At 52.7% G+C, this 15,907-nt stretch carries 10 protein-coding genes; 1 reads left to right on the top strand and 9 read right to left on the bottom strand.

Translation table 11 applies throughout. From position 1 onward, the window contains the following. Positions 1-863: 863 nt before the first annotated feature. The gene (locus MKX64_RS00580) at positions 864-2,879 is read left to right on the top strand and encodes a beta-galactosidase (RefSeq protein ID WP_341035205.1); all 2,016 of its coding nucleotides are present in this window, start codon (positions 864-866) and stop codon (positions 2,877-2,879) included. A 206-nt stretch (positions 2,880-3,085) separates the two neighbouring features. Here the strand turns inward: MKX64_RS00580 and MKX64_RS00585 are convergent, their stop codons facing one another. The 9 genes from MKX64_RS00585 to rbsD all read right to left on the bottom strand — a co-directional run bounded on the left by MKX64_RS00585 (position 3,086) and on the right by rbsD (position 15,906). Further along, the gene (locus MKX64_RS00585; protein ID WP_341035206.1) at positions 3,086-4,024 is read right to left on the bottom strand and encodes a hypothetical protein; all 939 of its coding nucleotides are present in this window, start codon (positions 4,022-4,024) and stop codon (positions 3,086-3,088) included. A gap of 279 nt (positions 4,025-4,303) precedes the next feature. Next, positions 4,304-4,777, bottom strand: a complete 474-nt coding sequence (gene tnpA, locus MKX64_RS00590; protein ID WP_341035207.1) for an IS200/IS605 family transposase — start codon at positions 4,775-4,777, stop codon at positions 4,304-4,306. Positions 4,778-4,970: 193 nt separating this feature from the next. After that, on the bottom strand, positions 4,971-6,542 hold the full coding sequence (locus MKX64_RS00595) for a cobyric acid synthase (protein ID WP_341036192.1): 1,572 nt from the start codon (positions 6,540-6,542) through the stop codon (positions 4,971-4,973). Between the two features lie 435 nt (positions 6,543-6,977). Beyond that, complete coding sequence (locus MKX64_RS00600; protein ID WP_341035208.1) at positions 6,978-9,620, bottom strand: DUF5704 domain-containing protein; 2,643 nt, start codon at positions 9,618-9,620, stop codon at positions 6,978-6,980. Between the two features lie 800 nt (positions 9,621-10,420). Continuing rightward, positions 10,421-11,599, bottom strand: a complete 1,179-nt coding sequence (locus MKX64_RS00605; RefSeq protein ID WP_341035209.1) for an S-layer homology domain-containing protein — start codon at positions 11,597-11,599, stop codon at positions 10,421-10,423. A gap of 508 nt (positions 11,600-12,107) precedes the next feature. Beyond that, complete coding sequence (gene rbsB / locus MKX64_RS00610) at positions 12,108-13,025, bottom strand: ribose ABC transporter substrate-binding protein RbsB (protein ID WP_341035210.1); 918 nt, start codon at positions 13,023-13,025, stop codon at positions 12,108-12,110. 15 nt (positions 13,026-13,040) lie between these two features. Continuing rightward, positions 13,041-14,009 (bottom strand): ribose ABC transporter permease RbsC, encoded by a 969-nt coding sequence (gene rbsC / locus MKX64_RS00615; RefSeq protein WP_095263343.1) that lies wholly within the window; start codon positions 14,007-14,009, stop codon positions 13,041-13,043. Between the two features lies 1 nt (position 14,010). Further along, positions 14,011-15,492: a sugar ABC transporter ATP-binding protein gene (locus tag MKX64_RS00620; protein WP_095263342.1), complete on the bottom strand. Its 1,482-nt coding sequence runs from the start codon at positions 15,490-15,492 to the stop codon at positions 14,011-14,013. A gap of 15 nt (positions 15,493-15,507) precedes the next feature. Continuing rightward, a complete protein-coding gene (gene rbsD, locus MKX64_RS00625) occupies positions 15,508-15,906 on the bottom strand; it encodes a D-ribose pyranase (protein WP_095263341.1) in 399 nt (132 codons plus the stop codon). Position 15,907 lies beyond the last annotated feature (1 nt).

The following is a 15,907-nucleotide window of genomic DNA, read 5'->3' on the forward strand; positions in this document are numbered from 1 at the left end:
ATAATAGTCATAAAGAATCGAATATGGAATTTTCCACTCTTTTTTCATAAAAGGCGTCTGCTCGTCTTATTCTTCTGTATTCGTCCGCTTGAAACCGTTCTAACGCCGTCTGTAGCGCTGGCCCCTTATGTAAGTTTAAAAGGCTATGGATGACAGAACATGTAAGGGCCGGCACGTATTGCGAGCTTGCATATGAACACGCTCGGACGGAAGCGAATCGATTATTTAAACGCAAGAAAATTTCTAAAGTTACGGTCATTTTTACATCATTATCCATATATATTACAAAATTGATACCAAAGTCATACAGAGAAACGAGGGAAAACCGCGTCCTGCATAGGGTTTCCACAAATCGCCTTTTGATCAAAATAAGAAGGGAGTCCCGTACCGGGATGGGTATTATTTTAAAACAACGACCTTCGCGTTCAAGTGGTAAGTATCGCCTATTTTTTTAGGAACCTGTTTCTGCAGTGATGAAATGGGTGTCTCAATTAGTTACAAAAATGATAATTTTCCGCGCAAACTGCTTACGACGGAGACCCTGAAATTCATTTTATAATTATGATTCTCATTAAAATCATTTCCTGATCCCACCATCAGGTCCTGTTATTCACATAACATAAACAACCACTGGAGTTAGAGGCTGGGTTAAATAACGGCGAACCTTCATAAACGGCTGCCCCATTCCTTGTTCTTGAAGGAGCAGCCCCAGCGCAAGGATGATAAAGGATGTCCCCCTTTTATCCTAAATCGCAATATTGTGCTATTAAGCAACAAAATCTTGTTAGGTCCACAAGCTTCGTTCCGATACAATAAAAGAGACAGAACAGGCGCGAATAAAGCGCGAGAGGAGCTATGATCATATGCCGGATTTGCAACCTTGGTCCCGTCTTCGAATGGGTGTAGATTATTATCCCGAGCACTGGGATGTGTCAATGTGGGAGGAAGATGCTCTTCTAATGAAGAGAACAGGTGTCAAAATTGTGCGATTAGCCGAATTTGCATGGAGCCGCATGGAGCCTGCCGAAGGTCAATTTGACTTCACCTGGCTGGACCAGGCCGTAGATCTATTTCATCATCACGACATCGGGGTAGTCCTGGGCACGCCCACGAACACCCCTCCGCGGTGGTTAACCGATTCCTGCCCGGACGTGCTGCCGATCACCGCCAGCGGACAGACTGTACATGCGGGAGTCCGCGGCCACCGCTGCTTCAACAGCCCTTCCATGCGCACGTATGCCAGCCGCATCGTGCACAGGCTTGCCGAACATTATGCGGGCCACCCGGCCGTGGAGGGATGGCAGATCGACAATGAATACTGGCTGCTGGAATGCCACTGCTCCGCCTGTAATGAACGTTTTCGCGAGTGGGTGAAAGCGAAATATGAAACGCTCGACGAGGTGAACCGTTCCTGGGGAACGGTCGTATGGAGCGGCGAGTTCAATGACTGGACTCAAATTACGACACCGCTTGGCGGATCTCCATTCCAGAATCCGTCTTACCTGCTGGATTATTACCGGTTTCAGTCGGCTTCGGCTGCCGAATTCCAACAGGAGCAAATCGCTTTGCTACGGAAGCTTGCACCGGAGCATTACATCACGCATAACTTCCACAGCTATCCGCAGAAGCTCGATCTGCATCAAATTGGCGAAGAGCTGGACTTTGCTTCCTTCGATTATTATCCGAATACATCGCCGGACAAGACCTCTACTGGCCCTTATAGCGGCGCGCTGTCCCTGGATTTGACGCGCGGGATCAAACAACGGGGCTTCTGGATTATGGAGCAGCTGAGCGGACCTCCCGGCTGCTGGTTCCCGATGTGGCGGACGCCGCAGCCCGGTTTTATTAGAGCTTTTGCCTGGCAGACGATTGCCAGAGGCGCGGACACCGTCGTTCATTTCCGCTGGCGGAGCGCGCTTCAAGGGGCTGAACAGTACTGGCATGGCCTGATCGACCACAGCAACGTGCCGGGACGTCGCTTCGAGGAGTTCACACAGCTGTGTGAGGAGGTCAACAAGGCCGCGGCTAATCTGTCAGGCACCACCGTGCAGAGCGAAGCGGCCATACTGTACGCAAGCGACCAGCTGCTCTCCATGGGCATTCAGAAACAGTCCGAGGGGCTCGATTATTATGAAAATATAAAGCAGTGGCACAAGGCGCTAACCAAGCTTGGCATCGGGGTCGATGTCATTCATACCGATGCCCAGCTGGACAGCTACAAGCTTGTCATTGCCCCTCATCTCTATTTGATGGACGAAGCCTTGGCCGAGCGGCTGGAGTCCTACGCCGCTTCGGGCGGCACCGTCATTCTGACCACGCGATCCGGGGTGAAGCAGATGAACAATATTTGTCATATGGAGCAGCTGCCTGCGCTCCTCTCGCGCTGTGCCGGGGTAACCGTCTCCGAGTATGACCCCATTGGCAAGGATGCCCATATCATCACGACCGGTGATGCTTCTTATGCTTGCTCGCAGTGGAATGATCTGCTCGTGCCGCAGACCGCTGAACCGATTGCATGGTACAACGATGACTTTTACTGCGGCACTCCGGCAGTTACGCGCAACCGCCTCGGAGAAGGAACGGTGTATTATACCGGAACCCAGCCGGAGGAAGCATACCTGATTCGGCTTCTCCGTGAAGCCGCCTCGGTCGCCGGTCTCAGCTGCTTCGACAAGGAGCTCCCGGAAGGCGTGCAGCTCACCGTGCGTACAGGTGAACAAGCATCCTATCTATTCGTGCTCAATTTGAGCCGAGAGGAAGCTGTTGTCGAGCTTGAAGCAGCGTATCCGAGCCTGCTGACCGGCGAGGTCTGCGGGCGGGAGCTGACCCTCCCGCCATATGGCGTGGAGATCTTGGAACTGCCGCGTGAACATGCATAGGGCCCGCTGACGCTAGGCGGGCGAGCTTCTTGCGGGCGAGCTTCTTGCGGGCGAGCTTCTTGCGGGCGAGCTTCTTGCGGGCGAGCTTCTTGCGGGCGAGCTTCTTGCGGGCGAGCTTCTTGCGATACAAAAAGCCTCCCTCCGTCCATGGCTGTGACGCCATAGACGAGGGAGGCTTTTGTATAATTTCCGGATGCTGCTATTCGTTACTGCACTTCCACTACAAATGAAGCGGTGAACACTTCACCTTTGTGTTGAAACTGCCCCCATATTTTATAAACACCGCTCTCTGGAAACGAAGTAACGAACTCGGCTTTAGGCCCGGTGTCCTGCCCGTCAAGCGGATGCACATGGAGATAATGCTCCGCATCTTCGGATAGGATGACCACATGCCCGATTGCGCCCAGATACGGCTCCAGATCCTGGATTCCTTGCTTAGTTGCCGCATCCCGGATATCAAAGGTCAGAATTGCTTCCTCATTCGAGAGGGTATTGCTGAGCGTCAGCTCAACTTCCTTGCCGTCGACCTCTGCGATCAGGCTTTCGTCAGCCATTAGCGGTTGCAGCTCCGCTACTTCTCCATCCGCCTCCATCCAGTCACTGACGGTCATGCCACCTTGGCCCTTCGGTACAAAATCGGCAAACAGCTTGTACCTTCCTCCATACGGAAATTCGGTTGTCACCGTAAATCTGCCGTTCTCCTCATAATCAGGGTGAATATGCTCAAAAAACGACAGGTCCTCATTGACTACAATCAGATGCATCAGTTTCTCATGACTGATATCAAAATCTTGAACCGGATTCCCCTCCGAGTCAGTTACCTCTAGCGTCAGCTCCGCATTCTCGGCTGCTCTGACAGGCCCATTGAACGAAAAATCCACCTGGTAATGATCCCCCGCAGCGCTGTGCATATCCGAGTGGCTATCGTGCCCGGCATGACTGTCTCCATGACTGCCAGACTCATGATCTGCCGAGCCTTCCTCATGTTCATCGTCATGCGTTGGTGACATGACCGCCGTATTTTCCTGATCGGATCCGACATGCCCTTCGGCATGCTCGTCGCTCGTGCCCGGCCCCTTGCATGCCGTCAACAAGCCAGAAACAAGTAATAAACCGACTGTCATGAGCGTTAATTTTTTTATCATTGCGACCTCCCTATCAATACTGTTCTCGTGCTGTTATCGCCCTGATCTCGCTACGAAATAGCACTTTTACATCACACAGTATACCCCCCTATCCTATATATAAACAAGTTTTACTATCATTCTCCACATATAAATGCAATCATGACCACCCGTCCAACGGGTGGTTTGCTCTTGGGGTATAACCCCTTGTTGCCAAACTGCGCCTAAAGACGCTAGCCTGACAATAAAATTGTTCAGGCTCAGTGTAATTTGTCACTTTCACTTACCCGTTAAACGGGTTTACTTCTTTTTGCTACTGTTTCTGCTAAATGGATCTTCATACTCTTTCACACTCAATTTATCTATTGCTTGGTCATGTGCTTCTTGTTCACGGATATATTTTGCGACGGTTGCCTCATTCAATCCTACTGTACTGACGTAGTATCCCTCCGCCCAAAATTTTCGATTGCCATACTTATACTTCAAGTTGGCATGCTTCTCGAATATCATAAGTGAGCTTTTTCCCTTCAGATATCCCATGAACGATGATACTGATATCTTTGGGGGAATGGCTACCAGCATATGTACATGATCTGGCATCATGTGGCCTTCTATGATCTCTACTCCCTTGTATTTACACAATCGTTTGAAGATTTCGATTAAATCTTTTCTCACTTGATTATAGATCTCTTTCCGTCTATACTTCGGGGTGAACACAATGTGGTACTTGCACATCCACTTCGTGTGAGCTAGACTATAGCTCTTGTTTGCCATCTAAGACCATTCCTTTCATTTTATTGAGCCTGAACATCTCAATTTTATCGGAATGGTCTGGATGGTCAAACCCTCGATCCCTCCACCCGCATAGCGGGTGGTTTTTTGTTTCGCACGCTTCGCGAGCTCAACTGGCTAAAGCCATAACAAAAAAGAATGCCCAAGCGCGTTGCTCTTCGGCATCCTTCAAAGGTTAGGTCGCTTTATTCATCCCGATAATCTCATAAATCCGATTCATATCCAGATGCTCGCGGACGATGTTGGCGACACGATCAAACTCCTGCTGCTTGCGCTCCCTGGCGTTGAAGGAAACGGAAACGGCGGGCAGGCCTTTGGTCATGCGAATCCCGTTCAACCAGGCTCTGCGAAACAGATCATTGTCAAACAAACCATGCAGATAAGTGCCCCATATTTGTCCGCCTGGCACACCACAGCCTTCCTCATGCCAGCCATGTTCCTCAGGGGATGACGAAATGTCGGAGACTCCCTCTATGCGAAATAAAGATCTGCAGGAAGCTCCCCCCTCATCCAAGTAACGGGTAATTCCCATGTGTATTTCGTATGCCTCAAGCGGCAGCACGTGCTCTTCATCCGGAAGGTGCAGCCTAAGGGGATGATGATCCGCCAGGTGTCCAGATGCTCTTACGGTTCTTTTATGCTGGAGGAAGGTTGTCGTGAGTGGCAGCAGTCCCAGCCCGCTCGCTTCCCGGGTGCTTCCCTCCACCGCATGCGGATCTAGCAGCTGCTCGCCAAGCATCTGATAGCCGCCGCAAATGCCGACAAGCTGGGTTCCTCGTTCCCGAACCTGGTGCAATATGGCCTGATCAAGCCCCCGATCCCTCAAAAATTGAAGATCGCTGATCGTATCCTTGGTCCCGGGCAGTATGACAACATCCGGTGTGCCAAGCTCATCCGCGGCGCTGACATATCGCACAGCGGTATCCGGTTCCCAGCCGAGCGGATCAAAGTCGGTAAAGTTGGAGATGCGCGGATAACGAATAACGGCAATGTCCAGTTCCCGATCATGGCCTCCGGCATGACGGCGGCGAAGTTCCTCTAGCGCCACAGAGTCCTCGGCATCGATCCGCATATCCTCCACATAAGGAAGAACGCCAAGCACCGGGATGCCTGTCCGCTCTTCCAGCCAATCCAGCCCAGGCTTGAGCAGCGCCAGGTCTCCCCTGAACTTATTGATAATAAACCCTTTTACCCGTGCGGCTTCATGCGGTTCCAGCAAGGCCAGCGTGCCGACGATGGAGGCAAATACCCCGCCGCGATCGATATCGGCTACGAGGATGACCGGGGAATCCGCCCAGCCCGCGAGATTCATGTTGACGATATCCCGGTCCTTCAGATTGATCTCCGCAGGGCTTCCGGCCCCTTCCATCACCACGATATCGTATTCCGCACGCAAGCGATCCAGCGCTTCCAGCACGATCTGTTTAGCCGTCGGCAAAAACTCCGTCCGATAAGCCATTGCACTCATACGTCGCTCCGGCACGCCATGAATGACAATCTGCGAGGTCATGTCCTTGACCGGCTTGATCAGAATCGGATTCATATCGGTTGTCGCGACGATGCCGCACGCCTCAGCCTGAACCCCCTGCGCCCTCCCAATCTCTTTGCCATCCAGCGTTACATAGGAGTTCAGCGCCATATTTTGCGATTTATATGGTGCCGGCCTGAACCCGTCCTGTAGAAAAATACGGCACAGTGCCGTCGTCACCACACTCTTCCCGATATCAGAAGCTGTTCCCTGGAGCATAACCACCGCCCCTTTTTCGCTGGCAGCAGCCCTGTTCTTCCTGGTCTTAATCGGCTCCAACTCCATTGGCTCTCCCCATCTCTATACGAACTTTCCACGCTCCGCTCCTAAGTGGAGTGCGCGTTGTCATACCTCATTATCGTCGGCTTTTATGCGCTGTGCAAGTTATTAAAGAGTAGCCTGGTGGGACGGATGGTATCCCTCTAACATGTGTTGCGGATGTATGAAGCTAAGGCTAGCCCCTTCAATCCTGCTTCGTTTCATGTATAAAAGCGACCTGCCGCCATCTTCTGGCGCAGGTCGCTTAGTAGATACGTTGCTTCACTATCCTGTTTCGGACAAGTTCATCCGGATGGAATGCCGCCTTTTTCGCTTACAGAGGGGCAGGAAGACGCAGCTTGGGCCCCCATCACATCGTCAAGCTTGGCGACTGGCCTAGTGCGGCACCTGCGAACGAAAATCCCCTCGGCTCGACTGGTCCCCGTGGTAAAACACCACATCCCCGTCCCTTAGCGGAAATGTATTTCCGTACGGGTCAGCATACGTGCTGCCATAGCCCTCCAGCCGCCACTGATTCATCAATGGCGCATGAATGTACTGCAAATGCGGCTGACTCGTGTTCCCTTCGCGAATCGTCTCAATATTGAAATTCACAATAATATAACCGTTTCGCAAAAAGATGTCCGCTTTCTCATCCAGCCGGTTCGTCCGCCCATACTCGGCCACATTCGTTCCTTTCGGCACGACATACACATCTGCCGGGATGCTGTATTCCCCGTACCAATGCTGGATCGACGCATTCGCCCGCAGCGGGTTCACCGAGGCCGGCAGGTTCGTTTTCGGCCCCAGCAGGGTGCGTACCTCCGGCGGCAGCAGCAGCCAGTCATAGCGTCCGACCCATGTTTTGGACTTGCTCAGCTTCTCGATATACTGCCTCGCGTACGCCGCGCCGCTCAGGCCCGAAGGCGCGCCCCCCGTCTGGTAGATGTACGCTGCCGTGTCCTGCAGTTCCTGCTGCGGCACATTTCTCAGCCGCTCGTTCAGGATCACGTAGCGCTTCTCGGTATCCTGCGGCGAGCCGACGCGGATGAAGTACTGCTTGCCGCTGTGGTAGTACAAATCGACCGGCTGCCGTCCCGTTCCGTCCTTGTTCACAAAGTAAAAGCTCGGTGTAATCGAAATCGCATCTCGCGGACCGAACATATTCCCTTTCGTTTTCAGGTCAAATTTGAAATGGTAGCCGGTCTTGACGGCAGCGTTCTTATAGCCCTGCACCGGATGTTTGCCCGGCGCAACCGGCAGCGTATACGGAAGCGCGTTGCCACGGGTGCGGCCGTCAATATCGCGCAGTCCGGTCCAATAGGACGCCCCGGTGGGGTTCGCACTGCCTTTGGCCGTCCGGAACACCGTCTCCCAGTTGTAATCCGCAATGTCGGTAATATGAAAATCGTAGACCCGCCCGATCACGTCCACCGGCTCGATATCGGTGGCCACATGATGGCGCCAGTCCCGGTTCGCTCCCGCCTCGGGGGTGAAGTCCGGCGGCGCATTCTCGGCAATCGTGCGGAAGTACACGTCATAATTCCCTTCGTCGACCCAGACCGGGAGGAAGAACTCGGTATCCAGCTGAGCCGTCGGAATGGTAATCCAGGTCTGCTTCGGGTAAAAGGTGCGCCGATCCCCGCTGTACACATCAAACGGAAAATACACCTGCTTGACCCGAACGTATTTGGCATAGTCCCGGTTTCCGTAGCCCGGATAGTTCACATGCTGCCCCGCGGTCGGAATGCGTACGGTGAAGGGCCGGTCCAATATGAAGGCCGCCCGGTTCGGATTCGGGTTGGTTTTCTGGTTGTGCGGCTGATCGTCGGTCACGGACGAGTAGTTCACCACCGGCGTATGCACGGTCACCGTGTTGATGCCATGAATCGGGAATTCCTTGTTGTCCCCGCCGTTGATGTTCCCGGGAAGCAGGGTGTAGAAGATTGTTCCCGCACTGGTGGTGTTGGCCCGGTTCACTTTGTCCGGCGTGATCAGATTCCCAGGCTTGTACAGCACATTCTGATCGATCTGAGGCGGTTCCGGTATAGGGCTTGGTCTAGGCCCCGTTTCCGCAACCCGGCTGCCGCTCATGAGGGTCTGCCCGTTGAAAACCAGGGTGTCGTTGGTCACCTGTACTTTCTCGACGCCTTGCTCGGCCACGCTCTGTAAATTCTCGCTCGGTGGGGATGGCCGGCTGGTGAAGCTGCTGCCGCCATAGGTGCCTGGCGGAGCGGTAATCGGGTCCGCCGGAGAAGGCGGCTCGAAGCTGCCGGTTGGGCTGGCCGTAAACGGCGGCGGCTGATATCCTTGCGGCGAAATGGTGATCTCGCCGCCGGGGAGCGCGTAGTTTCGAAGCAGACCGCGATCGATGCGGTAGACTTCGAGGTTGTCGATAACCCAGTAGGCATACGGGCGCTCGACAGTGTATCGCTCGACCACCGTCTCGGTGTCGGTCTGCGGATCCGGCACAGTGGTTGGGTTGCCGTCGGCATCCTCCGGCCCCGGCTGCCCGGGATCCCAGTGCAGCGTCCAGTTCTTCTCGACATTCACTTCAAAAGTGCAGACGCCGGACATCTGGACAAAGGTATGCTGGGCCAGGTAGCTCCTTGCAAAAATGTTGCCATATAGCGTCTCGGAAGTCGGTATGCCCTGCAGCACATCGAACCGTTCGCTGCCGCGCTGGTCGGCCAAGATTTTCGCTGTGACGACTGGATCCATGTAACGGCCCTTGATCTTCGTGCCAGGTGATGGTGGTGTACATGCCGCTGTTGGCGGATCCGGGTCTGGTGTAGGCGCTCCGCCCACTGTGATCGTAATTGATGCGGTCAGAATATAACCGTTATTCTCATCACTCTTCCATACAGCTGTGATCTTAGCTGTGCCCGGGCTATTGGCCATCACCCTGCCGTTGTCATTGACCAGACTGACCACGGAGGATTTGTCTGAACTCCAGGTCGTTTGATCCCTTGAAGCAACGTTCACAGGATTTTTATAATCTGTCTCTCCAGGAGCTATGGTCGAAACCAGTGCCTGCAAATCTGTTTCCTCTCCCACTGCCAAGCTTGTTTTCCCTTTGACTTCCATGCGTTTCTGTTCTACTTCATCAGCACGCCAGAAGAGATTCAACGGTGTGTAGAATCCAACTCTCTTCACGGTCCAGGGTAGAAAGCAACTGCAGGTGTCATTCCATGGACGTTCACCGGTGTCTTCATACCTGAACTCCTGATATAAATCAGAACTTGATGGGCCCACTTTACCGGTTTGGGATGTAATTAGTACTGCTGTTTTCAGATCCGTGATTTCAAGCTTTGTGATGTTTGATTCCACACCTTGGCGTAGCGGCACGGTTTCGACCCTGGTAAGCCTTTCGTTAGTTAAACTGCTTTTGGGTACAGGAAGGCCACTGTAATCGACATACCCATGCGGCTGATATATCGGATTACTTTTCATCTCAATTTTATCCCTTACCTCACCAATGGCTGGATATCCGTTGGAAGCTGTGCCGATGTTCGCCACGTAGACAAACCCACCTGGAGCTCGGTAGCTTTCCGCTGCAAAGCGACCATCCGCAATTTGAAACCAATACACCCCCGGATTAGATTCACGCTGACCTTGAACTGTTCGAATTCTCTTTTGGTAAGCTGTAGGCCCTTTGGAAGCGTCCGGTGTGTACGTTGGAGGCCCGATATCTTTGGGTTCATCAGGGCTGACATCAACGACTAGACCATTATCTGGTGCAGCACTGACTGAATGAATCCCAAGGATAGAAACGGTTAAGCAACTCATTAAAAGAGAGATGATAAGATAGTTAATCTTCTTCATCTTACACTTCCTTGTTATTCTGGTTTATAAGGAGGTCCGAACATAACCAATGTATTGCCGCTACCCATTTCCCCACCACTATCCCCCAGATATCTATGCATCCAGAAACGGCGTGGAATATCCTTTTTGAAGAAACCGGTGGTTAAGAAATCGTCAACTCTAGGCAGTACGGTGAGACCGTATTTAGAAATAGCTCCACTTTCAAACCCTCTTCCTTGGGTAAAGTTGTACAACGTGGAAGTAGGAAAAGCCGCATTGGATAAAGATGTGTTATCATTTGGAACTACTGTAGTCTCAAGGAAAACATTATAAGCATCATCAAATATTGGCCAATTGAATTTTTCATCCACGAACATTTTCCCGTACAAATTTTTCGGATTTTTCGACGTATCAGCATCAACCACAATCATCCGATGAATCGTCATCATGCCTCGGTTGTACATCATTTTGTAAGGCTTATCTTTAATGCGGTCAAAGCTTGTCTCCTTATCAGTTCCTGAAAATTTACGAAATCTATATGGCGTTGCCGTCGTCAAATTCGTCCCAGTCAGTCCGACCTCGCGCATTTCTCTCAAATCCTGGAAGTCTTCCGGATCCTTATCCTGCACGTTTACGTATCTTGCCAGAATTACGGCGACTTCAGCGCGGGTTGTTGTCTTCCCCGGACCAAACGATCCGTCCGGATAGCCGGACATCAGTCCAGTTCCAAGTGCCACCGCCACATAAGGATAATCGGCTTTATTCAGCCCGCCCTTGTAATACTCGGCCACCGGAACGAGCGTATCCTTGGTGTCGCTAACAGCTTGTTTGAAGTCTTCATGCTTCGCGGCTAGCCCCGAAGCCATCCACTTCGCCATTTCTCCCCGGGTCAACGCCGTTCCCGGCTTGAATCCGTTCGGATAATCCTGAGCCGATATAAATCCCATCCCTATCGCCTGAGCGATTGCGGATTGAGCCCAGTGGCCTTGAATATCCGAGAAGGTTCCTTGTCCGCTCTCCATTTCATTATTAGACACTCTGGCCATTAACGCAGCAAATTCCGCCCGGGTGATGTTGGCATTCGGACGAAAGGTCCCGTCGGAATAGCCCTTGAAATAACCTTTATGAACAGCAGATTCTATCGCACTTCTCGCCCAATGATCTGCAGGGACATCCTTAAACGAGGATGCTGCCGATGCAGGCTGAACATCCACGACTCCGCATACGGACAGCAAAATTGCCAATGCAGAAATGATATGCTTGCGCAGTGAATGACGAACGTTTACTTTGGTCAAAATGTACTCGCTCCTTCTCCCTGTTCTGGAAAGCTCGTAATCGATCATTGAAATGAGCCGAATCCCATGCCCATCTCGCCCACATTATCCCTCTTCCTCTCTACCTCCTCACCTCTCACAACTAAGGCACTGCTTTATGTATGATGAATCTCCTTCCTACGCCCTTGCTTAGGGACATGCACGACTTCTCTCACATCCACCCTTCGAAAACAAATAGAATTATGCAAGAGAATTTGTAGTCATTTTATCACATATTACAATATATTGGTATAAAATCCCTATTAAAATATGATCCGATAGTCTCTATCTCATGTTTGTGTACAAAACAAAAACAGCAGCCCCCCCAAGACCTGCTGCCTTGGGGACGCCGCTGTTCTATAGATACTCCTATCCATCTCTAATGGTCAAAATATTGTCTTTTCGCAGATTACTCCTTCACAACCAGCTTCAGCGGAGCCGGAATGTTCTGCTCTACCTCGTTGCCCTGCAGCACATCACTCGCTGCCTGAACGGCCAGCTGACCGATCAGATCCGGCTGCTGGGCCACCGTTGCGGTCAATCTGCCCGCCACAATCGATTTCAGGGCATCATCATTGCCGTCAAAGCCGATGACCATAATGTCCTTGCCGGAGCTTTGGATCGCTTCGATCGCACCCAGGGCCATCTCATCATTATGTGCGAACACTGCCTGCACATCCGGGTTGCCCTGCAGCAGGTTCTCCATGACGTTCAGCCCTTTGGTCCGGTCAAAATCAGCTGCCTGCTTCGCAACAACATTCAGCTGCACATCCGCCACATCGTGGAAGCCCTGACCGCGCTCACGGGTTGCCGATGCACCCGGCACCCCCTCAAGTTCAATCACTTTAGCGCCTTCGCCAAGCTGCTCTACAATATATTCCGCCGCCATCTGGCCGCCCTTCACGTTATCGGAGGCCACCAGCGCTTCAACCTCGCCCTGCTCAGCCGAACGGTCCAGCGTAATAACCGGAATGCCCAGACTGTTCGCAGTCTGTACCACTGTGGAAATCGCCGAGGAGTCGGTAGGATTAATCAACAGCACGTCTACCCCTTGTTGGATCAGGTCGTCGACGTCATTGCTTTGTTTGGCGGAATCATTTTGCGCGTCCACCACAACCACATCCATACCCAGGTTGGCTGCCTCAGCCACCACGCCGTCCTTAAGCGATACAAAGAACGGGTTGTTCAGCGTGGAGATGGAAAGTCCGATTTTCATATCCTTAATGTCTCCAGATCGGGTCGGCTTTGCCCATTCCGGCGGCTCCAGGGAGCAGCCGGTCATGAAGATGAGCAGAAGCGATACCAGGAACAATGTTGTTTTTTTCATCGTTGATTCTCCTCCTTAGGCCGATTTCTTCCGGTCGATCAACACGGCAATCGCGATCACGACACCTTTGACCACCATTTGATAGAAGGAATTGACACCCAGCAAATTGAGTCCGTTATTTAGCGTTCCGATAATAAGCACACCGATTAATGTGCCGACAATCCGTCCGCGGCCGCCAGTCAGGCTCGTTCCTCCCAGAACGACCGCCGCGATGGCATCAAGCTCGTAAGAAGTGCCCGCCGTCGGCTGCGCGGAATTCAGACGCGAGGTCAGAATAGCGCCTGCAAGCGCGGACAGCATGCCCGCCAAAGAATAGATCATAATTTTGACACGCGACACTTTAATGCCGGATACAAGCGATGCCTTCTCATTGCCGCCAATCGCGTAGGTTTTGCGGCCGAAGGATGTTTTATGCAAAATGACCCATAGAATCGCAAACGTAATCATCATCGTAATGGCAGGCACCGGAATGCCAAACAGATAACCGCGCCCGAACAGCTGGAAAGCCATGCTGTCGCCAAGGCCTGTGATCGGATTTCCGTTTGTGTATACCAGCGTCAATCCCCGAAAGATCGTCATCGTTGCCAAAGTTGCAATGAACGGGGCCATCTTGCCCTTCGTGATCATAAGACCGTTGACCATCCCCATGACGCCCCCGAGCAAACAGCCGATAATGATCGCAAGAATCGGATCAAAGCCGGCCAGCATCATGTTAGCCACGAACGCACTGGACAGGGCCAAGATCGAGCCGACGGACAGGTCGATCCCGCCTGTCAGAATAACAAAGGTCATGCCAAACGCAATCAAGGCGTTAATCGATACCTGGCGCAGCAGGTTCAGAATGTTAAGCGGTTCCAGAAAGCTCGGATTAAGGATCGAAACGATGACAATTAGCAGCACCAGCCCGAGCAGCGGACCAAGCTTTTGCGTCAAGCCGGAGACCTTGAACCCTTTTTCCATTTTCGCTTCATTGATACTCGTCATGTTAATGCCCTCCTGTAGCTAGAGTCATAATAAACTCCTGTGTTGCATTCGAACGGTCCACTTCTCCAGTAATTTTGCCCTCGTGCACAACCAGAATCCGGTCGCTCATGCCAAGCACCTCCGGCAGCTCCGAAGAGACCATAATGATGGCCACCCCGCGCTCAGTGAGCTCGTTCATCAGCTGGTAAATTTCCCGCTTCGCTCCGATATCCACACCCCGGGTCGGCTCATCGAGGATAAGCAGGCTCGGTCCGATGCCGATCCATTTGGCAATGACCACCTTCTGCTGATTGCCCCCCGACAGATTGCGGGCTGCCGTTTCGGTCGTATGCGTTTTGATCTGCAGCCGCTGGACCAGGGTATTGACGAAATCCCGTTCCTTTTTGCTGGAAATAAACCCGTTATGCGAGAAGCTGAACAGATTCGTCAGCGCCATATTCTCCCGAACCGAGAAGTCCAGCACCAGACCCTCGTCCTTCCGGTCCTCCGTGATAAACCCGATGCCATGCTTGACGGCGTCTGTCGGCTTGCGGATCGCCACCTTCTTGCCTCTCATATAAATCTCGCCGCTGTCCAGCGGGTCAAGCCCGAAGATTGCGCGCATGATTTCCGTTCGCCCTGCCCCCATCAGACCGGATACACCGACAATTTCCCCGGCGCGGACGGCAAAGCTGACATTGTCAAACCGTCCCTTGGCCGACAGGTTCTTCACTTCAAGCACCACCTCGCCCGGCGAAGGGCTGCGCGCAGGATAACGCTCGGTCAACTCGCGGCCAACCATCTTGCGGACAACCTCGTCAAAGCTCGTATCGGCAATCGCTTGAGTATCGACGGTCTTCCCGTCCCGCATCACCGTAATCCGGTCACAGATCGCAAAGATCTCCTCCATCCGGTGCGAGATATATACGATCGACACGCCCTGCTTTCTCAGTGCGTCGATCACTTCGAACAGCTTCTGAATTTCCCGCTCAGTCAAGGCCGCCGTCGGCTCGTCCATGATGATCACCTTGGCATCCGTCATCAGCGCCTTGGCAATTTCAATCATCTGCTGCTGTCCAACGGAACACTCCCCCGCCTCCTGTGTCAGCGGTACCGACACAGACAACTGCTCAAACTGTGCCTTCGCGAGCGCTTTCATCTGTTTTGTGTTCAAAAAGCCGAAGCGCGACGTCATTTCCTTGCCGATGAACAGATTTTCCAAGACGGTCATTTCCGGCCAGATGTTAAGCTCCTGGTGGATAAAGGCCACGCCCTTCTCCTCCGCCTCCTTCGGGCTTCCGAAATAGGTTTCCTTCCCGTCGATCACAATCGTCCCTTCATCCAGACGGTGCAGGCCGGTCAGAATGTTCATCAGCGTCGATTTGCCTGCGCCGTTCTCGCCCATGAGCGCGTGCACCTCTCCTTCGCGGAGGTCGAAATCCACACCGGTCAGCACACGGTTCGCGCCAAAAGCTTTATGAATGTTTTTCATCACGATGTTCATGGTTGTTCCTCCTCTTTAGCCGAAATGGACACCTGCCTGCAAAATGCAGTTCGCGTACGGTTTCGCTTCCCCTGTCCGGATGACCGCCTTCGCAGTGGCCATCTGCTGCTTGAGCTCTTCATGCGGGCAAGCATCGATATCGCAATGCTGGAACCTGTTATGAATATATTGAAGCGTCTCCGCATTGGCTGCATGGATTTCCTCGGCAACGATCACCTTCTCCACCACCATATCTTCGGCGATGGCATCCACCACATCGCGGAAGCTCGGCTGGCCATGCTTGATGGCCAGATCAATCTTGAGGACCCCCGGCGGAACCGGGAGGCCGACGTCCCCGACCACAATCGTGTCGGTATGACCGAGATCGGCCAGCACTTTGGCAATGTGGCTGTTCAGTATGCCCTGCTTCTTCATG

Source organism: Paenibacillus sp. FSL M8-0334 (genome assembly GCF_038000405.1).
GTDB classification, from domain to species: domain Bacteria; phylum Bacillota; class Bacilli; order Paenibacillales; family Paenibacillaceae; genus Paenibacillus_AQ; species Paenibacillus_AQ campinasensis.